The 17,730-nt window shown below is 47.4% G+C and carries 14 protein-coding genes and 4 pseudogenes; 12 read left to right on the plus strand and 6 right to left on the minus strand.

Going from position 1 to position 17,730, the window contains the following annotated elements:
* Positions 1-75: 75 nt before the first annotated feature.
* Both PG888_RS20850 and PG888_RS20855 read right to left on the minus strand, forming a co-directional pair.
* Positions 76-330, minus strand: a pseudogene (locus PG888_RS20850) (phosphoethanolamine transferase); the annotation flags it as partial.
* Between the two features lie 66 nt (positions 331-396).
* Positions 397-2,019: a phosphoethanolamine--lipid A transferase MCR-3.17 gene (locus PG888_RS20855; RefSeq protein ID WP_111273846.1), complete on the minus strand. Its 1,623-nt coding sequence runs from the start codon at positions 2,017-2,019 to the stop codon at positions 397-399.
* Positions 2,020-2,269: 250 nt separating this feature from the next.
* Between PG888_RS20855 and PG888_RS20860 the strand changes: the two genes are divergently transcribed.
* On the plus strand, positions 2,270-3,760 hold the full coding sequence (locus PG888_RS20860) for a SulP family inorganic anion transporter (RefSeq protein WP_042648364.1): 1,491 nt from the start codon (positions 2,270-2,272) through the stop codon (positions 3,758-3,760).
* Positions 3,761-3,779: 19 nt separating this feature from the next.
* Entirely contained in the window at positions 3,780-4,625 is an 846-nt protein-coding gene (locus PG888_RS20865; protein ID WP_234579209.1) for a universal stress protein, read from the plus strand.
* 62 nt (positions 4,626-4,687) lie between these two features.
* On the opposite strand, the pseudogene PG888_RS20870 reads toward PG888_RS20865, so the two are convergent.
* Positions 4,688-5,038: pseudogene (locus PG888_RS20870) on the minus strand (IS630 family transposase); the annotation flags it as partial.
* Between the two features lie 415 nt (positions 5,039-5,453).
* On the opposite strand from PG888_RS20870, the gene PG888_RS20875 reads away from it, so the two are divergent.
* The 9 genes from PG888_RS20875 to PG888_RS20915 all read left to right on the plus strand — a co-directional run bounded on the left by PG888_RS20875 (position 5,454) and on the right by PG888_RS20915 (position 11,995).
* Positions 5,454-5,774 (plus strand): DUF134 domain-containing protein, encoded by a 321-nt coding sequence (locus tag PG888_RS20875; protein WP_042648361.1) that lies wholly within the window; start codon positions 5,454-5,456, stop codon positions 5,772-5,774.
* Positions 5,749-6,270: a NifB/NifX family molybdenum-iron cluster-binding protein gene (locus PG888_RS20880; RefSeq protein WP_082029939.1), complete on the plus strand. Its 522-nt coding sequence runs from the start codon at positions 5,749-5,751 to the stop codon at positions 6,268-6,270. The genes PG888_RS20875 and PG888_RS20880 overlap by 26 nt, the downstream gene beginning before the upstream one ends.
* 308 nt (positions 6,271-6,578) lie before the next feature.
* Positions 6,579-7,562, plus strand: a complete 984-nt coding sequence (locus PG888_RS20885; RefSeq protein WP_270694240.1) for an SLAC1 anion channel family protein — start codon at positions 6,579-6,581, stop codon at positions 7,560-7,562.
* 34 nt (positions 7,563-7,596) lie between these two features.
* Positions 7,597-9,306: an FAD-dependent oxidoreductase gene (locus PG888_RS20890; RefSeq protein WP_042648359.1), complete on the plus strand. Its 1,710-nt coding sequence runs from the start codon at positions 7,597-7,599 to the stop codon at positions 9,304-9,306.
* A gap of 29 nt (positions 9,307-9,335) precedes the next feature.
* Entirely contained in the window at positions 9,336-9,677 is a 342-nt protein-coding gene (locus PG888_RS20895; RefSeq protein ID WP_042648358.1) for a carboxymuconolactone decarboxylase family protein, read from the plus strand.
* A gap of 53 nt (positions 9,678-9,730) precedes the next feature.
* On the plus strand, positions 9,731-10,198 hold the full coding sequence (locus PG888_RS20900) for a PaaI family thioesterase (RefSeq protein ID WP_270694242.1): 468 nt from the start codon (positions 9,731-9,733) through the stop codon (positions 10,196-10,198).
* Complete coding sequence (locus PG888_RS20905) at positions 10,188-11,066, plus strand: MBL fold metallo-hydrolase (RefSeq protein ID WP_270694244.1); 879 nt, start codon at positions 10,188-10,190, stop codon at positions 11,064-11,066. The genes PG888_RS20900 and PG888_RS20905 overlap by 11 nt, the downstream gene beginning before the upstream one ends.
* Positions 11,063-11,596: a disulfide bond formation protein DsbB gene (dsbB, locus tag PG888_RS20910; protein ID WP_042648356.1), complete on the plus strand. Its 534-nt coding sequence runs from the start codon at positions 11,063-11,065 to the stop codon at positions 11,594-11,596. The genes PG888_RS20905 and dsbB overlap by 4 nt, the downstream gene beginning before the upstream one ends.
* 75 nt (positions 11,597-11,671) lie before the next feature.
* A complete protein-coding gene (locus tag PG888_RS20915; protein WP_042648355.1) occupies positions 11,672-11,995 on the plus strand; it encodes a rhodanese-like domain-containing protein in 324 nt (107 codons plus the stop codon).
* A gap of 76 nt (positions 11,996-12,071) precedes the next feature.
* Here PG888_RS20915 and PG888_RS20920 read toward each other — a convergent pair.
* Positions 12,072-13,297, minus strand: a pseudogene (locus PG888_RS20920) (IS256 family transposase).
* Positions 13,298-13,391: 94 nt separating this feature from the next.
* On the opposite strand from PG888_RS20920, the gene PG888_RS20925 reads away from it, so the two are divergent.
* Positions 13,392-14,966, plus strand: coding sequence for a helix-turn-helix domain-containing protein (locus tag PG888_RS20925; protein ID WP_167335551.1), 1,575 nt, complete (start codon positions 13,392-13,394; stop codon positions 14,964-14,966).
* On the opposite strand, the gene PG888_RS20930 is transcribed toward PG888_RS20925, so the two are convergent.
* Positions 14,944-16,422: a histidine kinase N-terminal 7TM domain-containing diguanylate cyclase gene (locus PG888_RS20930; RefSeq protein WP_270694246.1), complete on the minus strand. Its 1,479-nt coding sequence runs from the start codon at positions 16,420-16,422 to the stop codon at positions 14,944-14,946. The two genes, PG888_RS20925 and PG888_RS20930, sit on opposite strands and share 23 nt — an antisense overlap.
* 318 nt (positions 16,423-16,740) lie before the next feature.
* Positions 16,741-17,730 (minus strand): annotated as a pseudogene (locus tag PG888_RS20935) (IS3-like element ISAs20 family transposase); the annotation flags it as partial.

Here is a 17,730-nt window from a genome sequence, read left to right on the forward strand (position 1 = left end):
ATATCTGGAAAAGGTATTGGATTCAGGGCTGGCTGAATTGAAGTCAATTTAACAATATGTTCACGCTCTCGCCCTGGCGATAGAACCTGTAACAAACAGGAATGCAAAGAACGGCTTCATCAGAAAGCGGATCGAGAATGGCATGAAGACGAAGTTTAATGCGGCAACAAGTAGGAATGGGATTGAAACTACAAACCCTATTTTAAAGTGCTCGATGTTAGACAATATGTCATAGAAATGGAGCAGAACGGGCCAGTTCAGCAAAAATGCGAAGACCAAAGCCAATAGCAGTACAAATGGAACAACTTTTATTCTGACAGCTGAAAACATAATAATTACCTGTTAAACGTCTATTTCTATAAAAACCACTTCATTAAAATATCAACGATTCGCAACTCAATTATTCCGACATTGCTTAAAGATATCTAATTCTTGTTCGTAGATAGCCGTCTTCACATCCCATATTCCCAGGACAGAAGAAAATATGTTGTCATGAGAATAGCGATTGGCTGCGGCATTTTTCTGCAAACATTCCATATTCATGCCTTTTTCTTTGATGAAACCAGGTGACATCCACACCTGCATAGGTACGCGGGTCTGATCATCCGGTGCAAATTTGTATGGTGTACCGTGCAGGTAAAGCCCCATAGCTCCCAGTGATTCACCGTGATCGGAGACGTAGAGCAACGCGGTGTTGTACTTATCTTCGTAGGTTTTCAACTTGGCAATCATCTCTGCAATCACGAAATCCGTGTAGCGGATGGTGTTGTCATAGGTGTTGGTAAGCTCTTCATCCGTGCAGTTTTCGATATCACTGCGTGGACAGTCAGGGGTGAACTGACGATGAGCATCAGGATATCGCTTGTAGTAAGTTGGGCCATGGCTACCAATCAGGTGGAAGCCAACCAGCTTATCCCCTTTCATTTGGGCAATTTCACTATCGAGGTTTTGAAGGACAACCTCGTCATAGCATGTGTTTTTATCACAGAACTTTGGGTAATCCTTCGGCTTGATCTCTATGTTAGGAACTCGATCGCAGACGCCTTTGCAGCCGCCATCGTTCTCCTTCCAAAAAATGGAAATCCCCGTTTTTTGCAATACATCTAGCAAACCCTCGCTATTACGAGCGAGATTATCATCAAACTCCTTTCTCCCCATATTGGAGAACATGCAGGGGACAGATACAGCGGTTGCAGTCCCACATGAACGAACATCATTAAAGGAGATCACACCACCAGAGTTACTGGTAAATGGGTTGGTGTCTTTCTCATAGCCATTCATCGAGAAATTTTTACCACGAGCGGTTTCACCAACGACCAGGAACATCAACGTGGGCTTACTTTGATTAGTATCCCGTTTTGCATCATCACCTAAAGTTGTAAATGGGATTGGTTCAGCAAGATAACGATTGTAAACATATTTAACGGTACTATTAACGAAATTGGCCGGAATAATTTCACGCTGGAGATTTGAGTTATTGCGTCCTACAGAAACATAGTCCTGATAGTATAGTGCTGCAATAACAGTAATCACTATAATGGATGCAAGCATCGATAGGGAACGAGTTATAACCCCGTTAAGCCATTTATCCTCATATTCAACTTCAACAAAGAAAAGTAAAATAGCAGGAATAAACCCCACAATAGTAACCCAACCCAGGATTGGAAAGTTTAAATATGCAAACGCCTCATTGCGATTGGTTTCAAAAATGTTCTGAATCATGTTTTGATCAAACAGAACCCGATACTTCATCATGGCGTAGCTTACGATAGTACTCAGCAAGATTAGAAGAGCGAAAAAGGGTTTAACTAAATATCGAACTGAAAATGGGATAAAAACAAGGTTCAATGCCGCAACTAATAAAATTGGAAGAGAAATTGCAAACCCAAGTTTGAAACCCTCCAACTTATAGATGATATCATAGAAATGGAGTACACCAGGCCAGTTCAACATGAACGCGAAATAAAAGGCCAACAAAAAAATAAATGGCACAATTTTAATTTTCAAAATGTAAGGCATGACGACTCCGCGAATAACCTCAAAATAAAATCATCTAGTTAAATAACTCCTGCACATACCATGTTGCAGCAACATAGTAACAGCACGATCAAAATCACTATTGTTGATTTTCTCACTAAAAGGCGTGCATGTGATTAATGTCACAAAATATGTATATTGCTAAACTACATCACCAAAATTAAGGAAGTCTTAAGATGACATGTGTTCAATAAATGCCCAGAAACACCCGTTAAACGCCTCTGTCCCCGGCATGCTGGAACGTGCAAGACAAGAGTGGTTCTCCAACATCCGTGGAGACCTGTTAGCCGGAATCGTGGTGGCCTTGGCGCTGATCCCAGAAGCCATCGCCTTCTCCATCATCGCTGGAGTAGACCCCAAGGTCGGCCTATATGCCTCCTTCTGCATCGCAGTGGTCATCGCTTTTGTCGGCGGTCGTCCAGGCATGATCTCGGCAGCCACAGGCGCTATGGCGCTCTTGATGGTGACCCTGGTCAAAGAGCACGGCCTGCAATATCTGCTGGCAGCAACTCTGCTCACTGGGGTACTCCAGATCGCGGCTGGTTACTTGAAGCTCGGCAGCCTGATGCGGTTTGTCTCCCGTTCCGTGGTCACCGGCTTCGTCAATGCGTTGGCGATCCTCATCTTTATGGCCCAGCTACCAGAGCTTACCAACGTCACCTGGCAGGTCTACGCCATGACGGCGGCGGGCCTTGGCATCATCTATTTGTTCCCGCTTATTCCGGTGGTAGGCAAGCTAGTGCCTTCTCCGCTGCTCTGCATCGTGATCCTGACGGCAGTCGCCATCACCATGGGCATCGATATCCGTACTGTAGGCGATATGGGCGAGCTACCCGATACTCTGCCCATCTTCCTGTGGCCCGAAGTGCCGCTCAATCTGGAGACGCTGGCGATTATCTTCCCCTACTCTGCGGGCCTAGCCGTGGTTGGTCTGCTCGAATCCATGATGACGGCAGCCATTGTCGATGACCTGACGGATACCAGCAGCGACCGCAATCGCGAGTGCAAGGGCCAGGGGATCGCGAATATCGGCGCGGGCCTGATGGGTGGCATGGCGGGCTGCGCCATGATTGGTCAGTCCATCATCAACATCAAATCCGGTGGCCGTGGCCGCCTCTCCACCTTTGTCGCTGGCACCCTGCTCATCCTGATGGTGGTCTTCATGGATGAGTGGATCCGCCAGATCCCCATGGCAGCCCTGGTAGCCGTGATGATCATGGTCTCTATCGGGACGTTTTCCTGGGAGTCGGTTCGTAATCTCAAGAAGCACCCGCTCTCCACTAATATCGTGATGATCGCAACAGTGGCAGTGGTCGTCGCTACCCATAACCTGGCGCTCGGGGTATTTGTCGGGGTACTGCTCGCCTCCTTGTTCTTTGCCAACAAGGTTGCTCGCTTCATGCTGGTCAAGAGTGACAGTGAGCGTCATGGCGAGGTACGCACCTATCAGGTTCGGGGCCAGGTGTTTTTCGCCAGTGCCGAACAGTTTTTTGCCGGATTTGATTTCAAGGAAGTGGTAGAAAAAGTGGTGATCGACCTCACCCACGCCCACTTCTGGGATATCACCGCTGTCACCGTACTGGACAAGGTGGTCATCAAGTTCCGCCGTGAGGGCACAGACGTAGAGCTGATTGGCTTGAACGAGGCGAGTACCACTATCGTTGACCGCTTTGGCGTTCACGATAAACCGGAAGAAGTTGAAAAGCTGCTGGCTGGACACTGATCACAAGAAGGAATTTACCATGACAAACATTTTTGCCTGTATCGATGGTTCACCTGCCATGACAGCTGTGTGTGATGCTGCGGCATGGGCCGCAGCCAACACTGGGTTACCTGTCACTCTACTGCACGTATTGGAAAAAAATGAGTTTGAAGGACAAGCCGATCTCTCCGGCAATATCGGCCTGGGCAGCCGCGAGCATTTGCTCAAGGAGCTCGCCGAGCTGGATCACCAACGCAGCCGTCTCGCCCATGAACAGGGGCGCATTCTGCTGGACAGTGGCAAGGAATATCTGGCTGGTTTGGGGGTGTCAGGGGTCGAGGCCCTGCAACGCCACGGCCAGTTGGTCGAGACGACCCTGGAACTCTCATCCGGTATGCGGATGTTGATCATGGGCAAGCAGGGCACCGCCCATGCCCACGAACTGATTGGCAGCAATATCGAGAACGTCATCCGTACCTTGGCTAATCCCATCATGGTAGTGCAGCCGGGCTTTCAGGCCCCAAGCCGCTTCCTGTTTGCCTATGACGCCAGCCCGACCACCAAGAAGGTGCTGGAATTGATCGCAAGCAGTCCTCTGCTCAAGGGGCTGGAGTGTGACTTGGTGATGGTCGGCGAACCGAGTGATGAGCACGAGCGCCAGCTGGCACAAGCCAAACAGTTGTTGAAGAGTGCGGGTATCAGGGTTGAAGCAATGCTGCTGCAAGGAGAGGTGGTGCCAGTGATTTGTCAGCATGCCACCGATGCGGGCTGTGAGCTTATCGTGATGGGGGCTTACGGTCACTCTCGGATCAGGCAGTTCATTGTGGGAAGTACGACAACAGGTATTTTGAAAAAGACTAATGCTTCTTTAATGTTGCTCAGGTGATAATTCTGCTGTGGGGGGGATGGAACTATCCTCCCCACTATGAGTGTTGGTGTTATGGGACGTCACCCAATCACCCGAGCCAGCAGGTTAGCCATCCCTCTACATTGATGATTGCGCGTGATAGTTTCATGCAACTTGTGCCACAGCCGTTCGATGTGATTAACCCAAGGACTGTAAACTGGCTGGAATACCAAGCAAAACTTGGGGTTCTGCTTCAACCATCGATCGGTCTGTTGGCTTTTGTGAATGATGTAGTTATCGAGGATAAGCGTGATGGTTTTGGCTCGTCGGTAGTGGCGACGCAGCTTTTCCAGCATAGCGATAAACAGGGATGAGTTTTTCTTTATCCCACTGACCTAAAGCACTCTTCCGTTGCCTGCATGGAGAACGCCTGCCTGGTAATGTTGACCTGGTCGCCCCCATGGCCAGCAGCAGTGCAGAGTCGAGCAATGCGCTCGAGTGCGGCGGGAGCCAGGAGTTGCTCCAGATAGTGATTAGCATTGATAATGGTCATAGGCTTCGCGCGTGTTGATTTTGTTTGGCGATAAAATCAGATCACAAACGAAGCCTTTTTTATATCTATTTCAATTGGTTGCAGCTAAAGACCCTGTACATGAAACTTCATTATGATAGGCCTGACTTTATCGGCAGATCGTGAATGCCTTTTGATGAATCAAGTTAACCATATGAAGTTTATGGTTAACTTGTAACAAGTGGTGAAACAACCGTGCTTTTAACAGATTAGGCAGATCCCTGCATTTCCGTAATCAATTATTGCATATGCCATATACGAGGTGTATATATAGCATATGCCAATAAGGAGCCCCTATGGCTAGACCCAAGATCCCACGCAACATCTGCGGCCGCCCAGCAGATAGTTGCTTCAAGCCGAATGCTCGCCCCATGAGTCAATTGGAACAAGTGCGCTTGAAAGATGATGAATTTGAAGCCTTGCGATTGGTTGATTTACTCGGCATGCAGCAGCAAGAAGCGGCAGTAGAAATGGGGGTTTCCCGGCAGACACTCGCCAATGTCCTGAAAGCAGCTCGTTTCAAGGTTGTGGACTGTTTGACTCAGGGCAAGGCGCTCATGATGCACCTTGAGGACGAAGGAGATACAAAACATGATCACTGCCATTCCAATGAATGATGATCGGGTCGCAAGCCATTTCACCAAAGCTGATTGCCTGGTGTTTCTGGATGAACGAGGCGTTGAAATAAATCGCATTGATAACCCTGCACTGGCAGCCAATTGTGCAGGAAAACAGGAAATGGTCGATCTGTTGGCGGAACAACAGGTTAACCGAGTCGTGGTGCGCAATATTGGCGAACAGATGTTAGGTAAGTTGTTAGCTCGACAGTTTGCCGTCTACCAGACTAACTGCGGGCGTCGTTTAGCCAGCGACCTGGGTAATCCAGTCGCCAGCGGGTTGGTGCAACTCAATCAGGCCAGCCAAGGCCGTCAATCCTTGAATCACGAGACGAAGAAGAAGTCAGGAGGTTGCGGTTGCGGGCACGAAGGACACGAGGGGAGCGAATCAGCGGGACATTGTTGCCAGTCGAGTGAACAACATCACCCCAAAAAAGCAAACTGCCGTCAGGGACAAGTGCAAGGTCGAGGCCATGGGCGTTGCTGTCACTCCTAAGTGGATATCGTTGAGTTTCGGTAACGAACAACAATAACGGTAATAAAACTGGCTTTATTGTCATCAGGCGATTCTGACAAAAATAGTGAACTTGACTGTATATCTACTCGATATACAGTCAGGACTTTTATTGCCCGAATAAAAATTTGATGTCGAATATTAACAGTTTTTCTAGTTTTAATCGCCGGATAATCAAAAGCTTATGCATGCTTATATCGTCATGATGATGCTTTGTGGTGAAAGAATCATTGCATTAGAGATGTCTAATGTAGTAATTTCGAATCACCTCCCTAATTGTGGTGACTAAAATGAATCCAAATGAAATATTGAATGAGTCAGGCCAGGATACACCAAGAATTGAATATTTCCCTGTTTCTTTCTTTTCCGTAATCATGGGGTTATCTGGTTTTACATTGGCATGGAAAGGTGCTGATAATCTGTTTTTTCATAATTCTGCAATATGGCTGTGTTTGGCTTATGTCACATCAATTAGCATGGCAGTCATTTCTATTATTTATGCTATCAAAATATGGCGCTATCCGGGGGCTGTCCTTGAGGAAGTTAGGCATCCAGTCCGTATAAACTTCTTCCCCGCATTTTCTATTAGCCTGCTGTTGCTGTCAGTCGTCTGGCAACAGGAAATTATGGTTGCAACCACCTTGTGGGGGATAGGCTCCGCCTTGCAAATTGCGCTCACCTTATATGTGATGAGCAGCTGGATACACCATACTCATTACACATTATCACATGCGAACCCAAGTTGGTTTATTCCTGTGGTAGGTAATATTATTGTTCCCATTACGGGCAGCCAATTGGGTTATACCGAGTTGAGCTGGTTTTGTTTCAGCATCGGGATCGTTTTTTGGATCGTATTACTCACGATCATTATGTACCGACTGTTCTTTCATGAGCCTTTACCTGCTCGTATGACCCCCATGTTGTTTATTCTTTTGGCCCCACCCTCTGTAGGATTTATTTCCTATATCGGCATGGTGGGTGAGCTAGACGTTTTTGCGCGGATTATTTATTACATGGCGCTGTTTCTAGGCCTGTTGCTTGCGATGAATATATTTAGATTTCTCAAAGTGCCATTTTTCATCTCTTCCTGGGCCTATTCCTTCCCTTTAGCAGCTTTAACTATTGCCACCATGAAAATGACGCATTTGACATCATATATATTTTTCCAAGCGTTATCGGGCGTGCTGTTGTTTTTATTGACTGTTTTATTGTCCTGGTTGGTAGTCCGCACCATAAAAGCTGTATTTGATGCTGAATTGTGTCGACCTGAATAAAAGTTGTTAATTGATCGTACCGTAAGGAATTTTTATGACGAAGATTGTAATTGTCGGTGGTGTCGCCGGTGGGGCATCAGCCGCTGCACGAGCAAGAAGAGTGGCAGAAGATGCTGAAATCATAGTTCTCGAGCGTGGGGAGTTTGTTTCTTTTGCCAACTGTGGTTTGCCGTACCATATCAGTGGTGAAATAGAGTCACGGGATGCCTTGCTACTTCAAACGCCTGATAGTTTTAAAAACAGATTCAATGTCGATGTTCGTGTATTTAATGACGTTATAGACATTGATGCCAAGAATAAAACCGTAACGGTTCGGCAGACGTTGACGGGGGAAACCTATCAGGAGTCGTATGATAAGTTGTTATTAAGCCCTGGCGCGTCACCGATCAAACCGCCAATACCGGGCATTAATAGTCATCATGTTTACAGTCTGCGCAATATACCGGATATGGATAAGATCCTGGTCGCACTGGCCGCAGAGAAGCCTAAGCACGCCACTGTTGTCGGGGGTGGTTTTATTGGGTTGGAGATGGTTGAAGCACTGCACCATAGAGGGATTGACGTAACCCTTTTGGAGCTCTCCGATCAAGTTATGGCTCCGGTTGATCGTGAAATGGCCAATATGTTACACCGGCATATGTGTGAAAAAGGCATCGATTTGCGTCTTAAAACCGGTTTGGCGGCCATTTCAGTGGCTGACTTCCATCCTGCCGAGCCTGAAGCGACCGCTGTATATGACAAACCCGTCACACATACCCATGATCTGGATTTGATGCTGAGTTCCGGCGATATGTTGCAAACAGGCATGGTCATCCTTGCCATTGGGGTAAAACCTGAAACGACACTGGCCGCAAAAGCTGGTCTGGAATTAGGTGCTCTGGGCGGTATCAAGGTAAATAGCGCCATGCAAACGTCTGAACCGGATATTTATGCGGTTGGCGATGTGGTGGAGACGGAGAATTTCGTTACCGGCGATGCGGCACTGGTGCCGTTGGCAGGGCCCGCTAATCGGCAAGGACGTATTGCTGCGGACAATATGCTCGGTCGCGATGAACATTATCGCCGGACACAAGGCACAGCGATCTGCAAATTGTTTGACATGGCCATTGGCAGTACAGGCTTGAATGAAAAAACACTCAAGCGCTTGAATATGACCTATGAAAAGATTTACGTGCATGCTGCTAGCCACGCCAGTTACTACCCCGGTGCTCACCCAGTGACCTTGAAATTACTGTTTGATCCAAGGGATGGCCAGATCCTAGGGGCCCAGGCTGCTGGTTTGGATGGTATCGACAAACGAATTGATGTTTTAGCTGTTGCACAACGTGCCCGCATGACCGTTCAGCAGTTGGCAGACCTGGAACTGACGTATGCGCCCCCTTTTGGCTCTGCGCGAGATGTGGTGAACCAGGCAGGCATGGTCGCCAGTAATGTGATGAATGGTGATGAGGCGATTTGTCACACCGAAGAACTACTGCTGGGAGCTTCCGATCAAGTTGTGCTGGATGTTCGAAATCCGCCAGAGCTGGAGGTATCAGGCTCCTTTCCGAATGCGTTGAATATTCCACTCGATGAGTTACGGGATCGCTTATATACGCTGCCCGTCGATAAAGAAATTTTGGTGGCTTGCCAAGTCGGTTTGCGCGGACATGTTGCCTATCGCATGTTGGTACAAAACGGGTTTCAAGCCCGCAATCTGACTGGGGGCTATAAGACCTATCAGATGGTTATCGATTCGTTTTGACCTGCAACAACAACTAGTCGAGGTACTTTATGGCTAAGAACTACACAGAGATTAATCAGGAACAACGTCAATTCGGATCGGCTTATCGCAAGGCCAGTCCAGATACCATGAATGCATTTTTAGCTTTGCATAAAGCAGCGATGTACGAAGGTGAACTCAGCATTAAATATAAAGAGTTAATGGCAACGGCAATTGCGATTGCTTCCCGCTGTGATGGGTGCATCGCGGCCCATGTGGCAGCAGCGCTGAAGGCTGGGGCGAGTAAGCAGGAACTGGTTGAAACCATTGATGTTGCCATCCTGATGGGCGGCGGTCCTGCGGTGATCTATGGCACACAGGCGCTGGCAGCCGTAGACGAGTTAGCCAGTTAATTGATGATCCGATGCGGCAGTCTGGTTATCGGCCTGCCGCTAAGAAGGAATGGATGACACCCTATCTCAATGCCAAACAAAGTCATGCTCACTGTATGGTTTGTGGCTCCCGTGACAACAATCAGGATTCCTTGGAACTAGCGTTCTCGCAACAACTGGATGGCTCCGTTCGAGCTCCTTTTCTGGTGAGCCCGAAACATCAGGGCTACACCGGACTGTTGCACGGTGGCATGACCAGCACCTTACTCGATGCTGCGATGACACACTGTTTATTCACGCAGGGAATAGAGGCGCTGACTGCGGAGTTGACGGTTCGATTCGTTGCACCGATCTCCGTGGGTCAGACTATTACGGTCTGTGCCCAGCTACTTGGGCAGCGGCGGGGCATCTATCAGCTCGAAGCATTGCTACTCTCTGGGTTACATATTGCCGGACAGTGTATCGCCGGAGAGCAATGCCTGGCTCGTGCCACAGCCAAGTTTATCGCACCACATGATGAGAGTATGGCCCATGGTTGCTGAAATCCAGTTCACGGTGCTTTGTGACAATCATGGTCAAGGTGGGTTACAGACGGAACATGGCTTTGCGCTCTGGTTGCATTCACCCGAGCTGAACTTGCTGTTTGATACCGGCTCGGGTCAAACACTGCTTGCCAATGCCGAGCGGCTAGACATCCAGTTAAACGACTGTAAGATGGTGGTGCTCAGTCATGGCCACTATGATCATTCCGGTGGCTTGGACACACTCTGGCAGATGGGTGTCCAGTGTCCGGTCATGGCCCATCCGAGTGTGATTTTGCCGCGTTATAGTCGTCACCCCCACAAGCCGGTACGTAGTATTGGAATGCCAACGTCAGTGGTGACTCAGTTATGGGATCTCCCGCCCCAGATGCGTCTGTGGGCTATGACGGCACAAATGCTGACACCCTATTGGGGAACCAGTGGTGAGATCCCGCGTCAGGACCCCCTCGAAGATGTCGGTGGCCCCTTTTTCCTCGATGCCGAAGGATTTGCTCACGACAATATCGAAGATGACTTGGCCTTATGGCTGAATACCCCACTAGGCTTGGTGATCGTGTTGGGGTGCTGTCATTCTGGACTCATCAATACGATTACGCATATCCGTAACGTGACCGGAATTGACAAAGTCGCGGGGATCATCGGCGGCTTGCATCTGTTGTATGCGGGTGAACCGCGTCTGGCCCATACCCTGGATTTTTTGCGGCAGTGTCAGCTTGATTTCCTGAGGCCAGGGCACTGCACCGGGGATGCGGTGATCGAGCGCTTACAACAGCAGTTACCCGAGGTCGATGTGCAATTGCTGCATGTTGGCGCACGTTACGATATTGAGGTACAGCCCGCCACATCCCAAGAGGCGCTTTCATTATGATTGCCTATCTGCAAGGGATCTCCCGTCAGCGTGCATCCTGGATCTTGTTGCTGGCCTCTGCTGTTTTGCTAGAACTCGGTGCCATGGGCTTTCAACATGGACTCGGATTATCTCCCTGTGTGATGTGTATTTATGAGCGAATAGCCACCATGGGACTGGTAGCTGCCGCGTTGATTGCTCTGATCAATCCGAAACAGCGAGTGTTTCGTTGGCTGGGGATCCTGATCTGGGGCTACAGTGCATTCCGAGGGTTTCAGCTTTCGTTACGGCATATTGATTATATGGTAAATCCTTCCCCTTTTAATACCTGTAGTGTATTTCCTGATTTTCCAGCCTGGTTGCCACTTGATTCGTGGGCTCCTTGGTTTTTTGCTGCCTATGCCGATTGTGTCGAACGGCAGTGGTCATTTCTCGGCTGGGAGTTGCCTCAGTGGTTGGTGCCGATCTTTGCGCTGTATTTGATGACTTGGCTGGTGATCCTGATTGCAAATTTGGCGCAGAAGGGGCGCTTTGGCACCTGTGTTGAATAAATGGCCAGAGCGTGAGCGACACGGAATATTCCATTGCATTGATACCAAAATCTATAGGAAATAAAGGAGGTATATATGTGGATACGTACCTGGTTACTGATCGGCGCTTTGTTGAGTAGCCTGAATGTGTCGGCCAAAGAGTGGTTGATTGATGTGCGGACCGCTGAGGAATACTCGGCTGAACATGTGCCTGGGGCAACCCATATCGACTATCAGCAGGTAGTGCCGGAAGTGACCAAACTGGGGATCAGCAAGCAAGAGCCAATTCAGCTTTATTGTCGCTCGGGTCGTCGAGCTGAGATTGCGCGACAAGCGTTGATTCAACACGGTTTTCAACTGGTAACCAACTTGGGGTCTGTGGCAGCTGCACAAACAAAGGCGCAAGGTCGTAAAAAGTAATAAATAAATGTGGTGCCACAACCAAAACTCATTACCAAACGAGCCTGTAAATAATTCTGTGTAACTGCCCACGCCATTACAGGTGACCGTTCAGGCGATCACCGAATTCGATAATAAAGCGATTCAGAGCAAGCTTCCAATTCTGGATTGGCATGGTCCATTTCTTGGAGGCCTGCTGTATCGCGAGAAACGCCACTTTTAGCGCCGACTCATCGGTCGGGAACAGCTTCCTTTGCTTGGTCGCTTTGCGCAGTACGCTGTTCAGTGACTCGATCGCATTGGTGGTGTAGATCACCTTCCGGATGGCGGGGGGATAATCAAACAGCGTGATCAGATTGTCCCAGTTATTCTGCCACGAGCGCGCTATCTGTGGGTACTGGCTATCCCAGCGCTCGCCGAAGGTCGCCAGCGCCTGCTGAGCCTCACGTTCCGTCGCAGACGGGTAGATCTGCTTCAGTTCCGCCGTTACCGCCTTGTAGTCCTTCCAGGAGACATAGCGCAACGAGTTGCGCACCATGGGAGGATACACAGTTGCACCTTGGTATGGGGATATTCCACGGCAATGGCATCAGGGAAGCCCTTGAGACCATCCACACACGCGATCAGGATGTCTTCCAGGCCGCGGTTCTTCAGCTCGGTCAAGACCGACATCCAGAACTTTGCTCCTTCGGTCTCGGCCAGCCACAGCCCCAGCAGCTCCTTGTGCCCCTCCATATTGATGCCCAGTACCAGATAGAGCAACTTGTTGATCACCCGCTGGTTCGCGCGGATCTTCAGCACAATGCAGTCCAGATAGACAATGGGATAGAGTGGATCCAGCGGTCGGTTTTGCCATTCGTGGACCTGCTCGATGACACGTTCGGTCACCTTCGATACCAGCCCCGCCGAGATGTCGGCGTCATACATCTCTTTAAACGCGTCCACGATATCTCGCGTGCTCAAGCCTTTGGCGTAGAGGGCGAGGATCTGGTCGTCCATCTGGGTCAGGCGGGACTGGCCCTTGCGGACAAACTGAGGCTCGAAGGAGCTGTTACGGTCACGAGGCGCCTGGATGGTGACCTCTCCGTGCTGTCCTTTTAGACGCTTGGTGGAATAGCCATTGCGACTGTTGCCTGTCCCACGGCCTTGTGGGGCGTGCTTTTCGTAGCCGAGGTGCTCGTCCATCTCGGCATTGAGCGCGGTCTCGACGGTAAGCTTGATCCGCTGTTGGGTGAGGGTGCCGAGATCTTTTTCAGATTTGATGTCTTTGGCCAGCTCAGCGGCCAGTGCTTTGAACATAACTTTCATAATGTTCTGTGACATAGTGCAACATAAATATGTTTGGGATGTTTTAATCATTACGCATAATAGTAGTTTAGCCAAACTTGCATCTTGCAGATTATGGGGGGAGACACTGTTGTTTGTATTAGTATTGATTGTTAGTATGTTTTTATCTTTGGCTGTATTGACAGTCTTGTATGTTAATAATACGTACAAAGTCAAACGGCTTAATGAAAAGGTTGAGATTGAGTCTCGTTTAAGATGCGAACTTTCAACAAGATATTCGCTCGAACAGACGGTATATGGACGAATTATTAACCAAATAGAGCAGGATATATCTTGGCTATCAACGTACATAGTCACTCCAAGCGTATACGGTGAAGATATCCATATATTACTGAAACGAATTGGCCAATTGTTAGAAAATGCAAAAGTATGCTGCGAACCATCTCGAGTTTCTTCGCACACCCCAATACTTTTACAACCCTGGTTAAAAAATAAGTTGTTTATAGAGAGAGGGAAAACCAAAAAGTCATTCAGTATCCATGTTAGTGAAATACCAAATTCAATTGTGCACGCCGATATCGACCTATTAGAAAAGGCTTTTGATAATTTCTTAAGTTATATTAAATTATCTGGTTCTGACTGTTCTTATAGTCTCCGAGTTGAGTGTAAGCAAGGATTGCATTTCTCTTTAACTTGTGAGTCAGCCTCAAGCCTAGGTGGTGATGAATGCACCGAAACAAGTTACTTTCTTTTAAAAAAGCAAATTGAAAAAAATGGAGGGGCACTATGTTGTCAACTCAGTTCAAAAATAATAACAAAGTTTGATTTATTTCTGCCTGCGAAATTTCATGAATTTCCTAAATTCAAACCACGTCATGGCAATATTAACATTGCCGATGAAACCAAGGCAAGAATCATTATTGTTGAAAGCGATCCCGAATATATGGACTGGCTATACTATCAGCTGTCATCTGACTTTCGCATAACACTGTGCCAAACATGCAAGGGGGCACAATATGACTTAGATGAACAATCTGTTGAACTAATTCTATGTAATGCACAATTAAGTGATGATAGTCCTATAAAGTGGTTATCAAGACTAAGGCAACAGCCTGAGTATGCAACAATTCCTTTTGTAATGTTAACCACTAATAATGAACCAAATGAATATTTACAAGCCTGGCAGAGTTATGTTGATGATTGTATAAGTAAGAACACACTTCCTGCATTGCTTAAAATGAGATTAAATGCATTAATAGAAAATCGACGTCTAGTACAAAAAAAGATGTTGTCGCTTTCATTGGTGAAAAATACATTGCAATTATCATCACCAACGTCATCCGTGATCGCGCATGAGACCCCTGATGAACAATTCTCCAAAAGACTAAGGTTGGTTATCGACAATAACATTACCTCACAAGAGTTAACTGTTGATTTTGTCGCGAAGCAATTAAATACTAGTAGTCGTTCATTACAGCGGCGTATACAAGCTATGTTTGGTATACCATACACCCAATATTTAAAAAATACCCAGTTACAAATAGCCAAAGATGCTTTGGTATCTGGACATACAATTAAACAGGCTGCGTACTATGCTGGTTTTTCAAGTCAAAATTACTTTGGCCGCGTTTTTAGAACAGAATATGGTATTACACCCAGCCAATTCAAAAAAGATGCGTTAACTAAACCTCCATATCAGACCTAACTTTTTTTACTAACATCGCTTCGTTCAACAGACGATCAATCAGTTGCCGATCGCTTTCTTCTGACAGATGTTGGATGCAATAAGTATTGATAGAAAGTGTAGTTAATTGCTTGACTTTATCTACCAGTTGTTCTGCAACTTGGCTTGCGCTCTCTAAGTGGTAACTTGGTAAGATAACAACAAATATGTCGCCAATATAGCGACTCAATAAAGCATTAATTGGTAGATGATATCCGAGGATATGACTTAGCTGTTTCAGTCTCATATCGCCAATAGTATAACCATGGAGTTCATTAAGTTTACGAAACTTTTGTACATCCAGAGTAAGGAGCGAAAGAGGCTTTGAGTTAAGGCGACTTTCAATAATCTGTTGCTTAAGTTGGTTATGTAATGCATAACGGTTATAGCAGCCAGTTAAAACATCTGTATTGGCTACTCTTTCCATTTCTTCAAATAGCAACTCCTTTTCCGTGACATCAGATAGCATAATCACACTACCTATAGCCATTGTTATATTCTTCCCTATTAGAGAACACTGTACTTGAACTCTTTTTCCATTGCCAAGTTTTACTACATTAGTCTTATCATAAACAAATAGAGTGGGGTCAATAAAGTTATAAATGATTTTTCCAATTTGTTCTGTCGACAAATCGGGGAAGAAAACTTTTGCTTTTGGATTATAGTCAATTAATCGAAACTCTGCATCGGTTACGATGTAGCCGTGTACAACTTGATTGAAAATCTGATCTCTTGCAATGGGAGTAAGCTTAATTAAATCATAACGGAATACACTTACTGCAAAAGCTATAGTACAAAAAACAAAACCAAACGTCCCCATATCGAGGCCATAAGGGGTGTAACCGAAAAGGGTCCAAATATAATTGAGCCAAGTTAGCGTAATTCCAACTAAAATTAATAAAATCTGAGTTTTTAAGACCGCGTGGGTGTTTTTCATGCTGCGATAAAAAATGATGATACTAACAATTGCTGCAAGGTGCACATATAATGAATAGGCTAAATACAAGATGCCATAATGATTTACAGTAACAGTGATTCCATCTATTTTCTTTAATCCTGTAATGTTAAAACCCAATCCATGAAAATCGTTAGTTAACTGACCAAATAAAACAAAAAAACTGATTAAAAGCGTACTGCTAGCTAACCACAAAGGTGGGGGTAATCGGGTCTTATAACTCACAGCAAATAAGACTACACATGTAGGAATGAAGCAAGCGCCAATAAACTCAATATTTAGCCAGAATTTAACTGAGTTTAGTTCATCGCTTGTTAGCTCAAAAGCATAGCCAAAAGCTTGTACTGCGTACGCTAGCAGTATTCCAACAAACCATATCGTTACATCTTGATAACGAATTCTCAGTGCGGCCCCAGCCAGGATAATGCATCCAGCGGAAATAATAAGTAACAACCAACTAAATATACTAAGATTGGAGAGCATATTTTACGCCTTTGACTATACCGTAACCCATATTTTAATCACAAGCTACTCAATCTAACGCACACTCACTCCTAGAGTAAATTGAGTTGCCATGCTAAACATATGTTAACTTTAACCAAACAAGAATAAAATAAATATAAATAAAAAATTGATACCCCACCGCATTAGTTATGCGCTTCATCAATGTAGTAATTGTAACCATAAATTTTAATGATGTGATGATACTCCCCGGCGCCGTCTGGTCTGCGCGGCTGTTGTTGCCGAAACCAGTAATTAGGTCCTGACGGTTTTTCAAGATAGTTGTCGCGCAAAGCTGTTTTAAGCAGCCTCTTTTTGCTCCGGCTCGGGTTTCTCGGGCCGCTCCGGATTTAGCATCACGGCACCGATAGGTGTCCAGTCTCGCGTCTTGCCACTCCACCTCGCTGGGTGTTGTGCTCGGGCGGCCTGGTACACTGCATCCCGTTTCGCCAGCAGGGCTTTATCGTCACCCCGATGCCGCTCGTTGGGTGTGACGAAGCGGATACGGCTATGCCGGTGCTCTTCGTTATACCAGGCCATAAAGTCGCGCACCCACTCCCTGGCCGCTTCCAGACTGGCAAAGCCGTCTGATGGCCACTGCGGACAGTACTTCAGCGTCCTGAACAATGACTCCGAGTACGGATTATCGTTGCTGACCCGAGGCCGTCCCCGCGAGGGCGTGACACCCAGGTCATGCATCTTGGTCAGCAGCGTGACTGACTTCATTGGCGCGCCGTTGTCCGAGTGCAAGACCAGCGGCTGCTTCCAGCACTGCTCGCGGATGATGCTCCGTTGCAGCAACGCCGCCGCCCGTTCACCGCACTCTTGCTCATGCACTTCCCAGCCCACCCCTTTGCGGCTGTAGATGTCCTCTATCAGATAGAGGTAGTAATACTGGCCGCGCACGAGTGACGGCAAGTAGGTGATATCCCAGGACCACACTTGATTGGGCCCAGTCGCGGTATGGCTGGTTGGTACCGGCACATGACGCGGTGGCTGGCTCCGGCCACGCCTGTGCTGCTGGTCAGCCGCCCGCAAGATGCGATAGAAGCTCGACTCACTGGCCAAGTAGCGCCCCTGGTCGGCCAGCCGTGGCACAATTTGACTCGGCGGCAACGAGGCGAACTCCTGGCTATTGCAGACGTCCAGCACGGCCTGCCGCTCCTCTGGGCTCAATGCATGAGCAGGTATGGAACGAACCGCATCCGGTCGTCTATCGGCACTCAGCTCAGGCCCGGCCAACCAGCGCTGGAGCGTGCGCAGACTCAGCCCCAACACCTCGGCCGCAGG

The organism is Aeromonas sp. QDB23 (assembly GCF_027707745.1).
GTDB classification, from domain to species: domain Bacteria; phylum Pseudomonadota; class Gammaproteobacteria; order Enterobacterales; family Aeromonadaceae; genus Aeromonas; species Aeromonas allosaccharophila.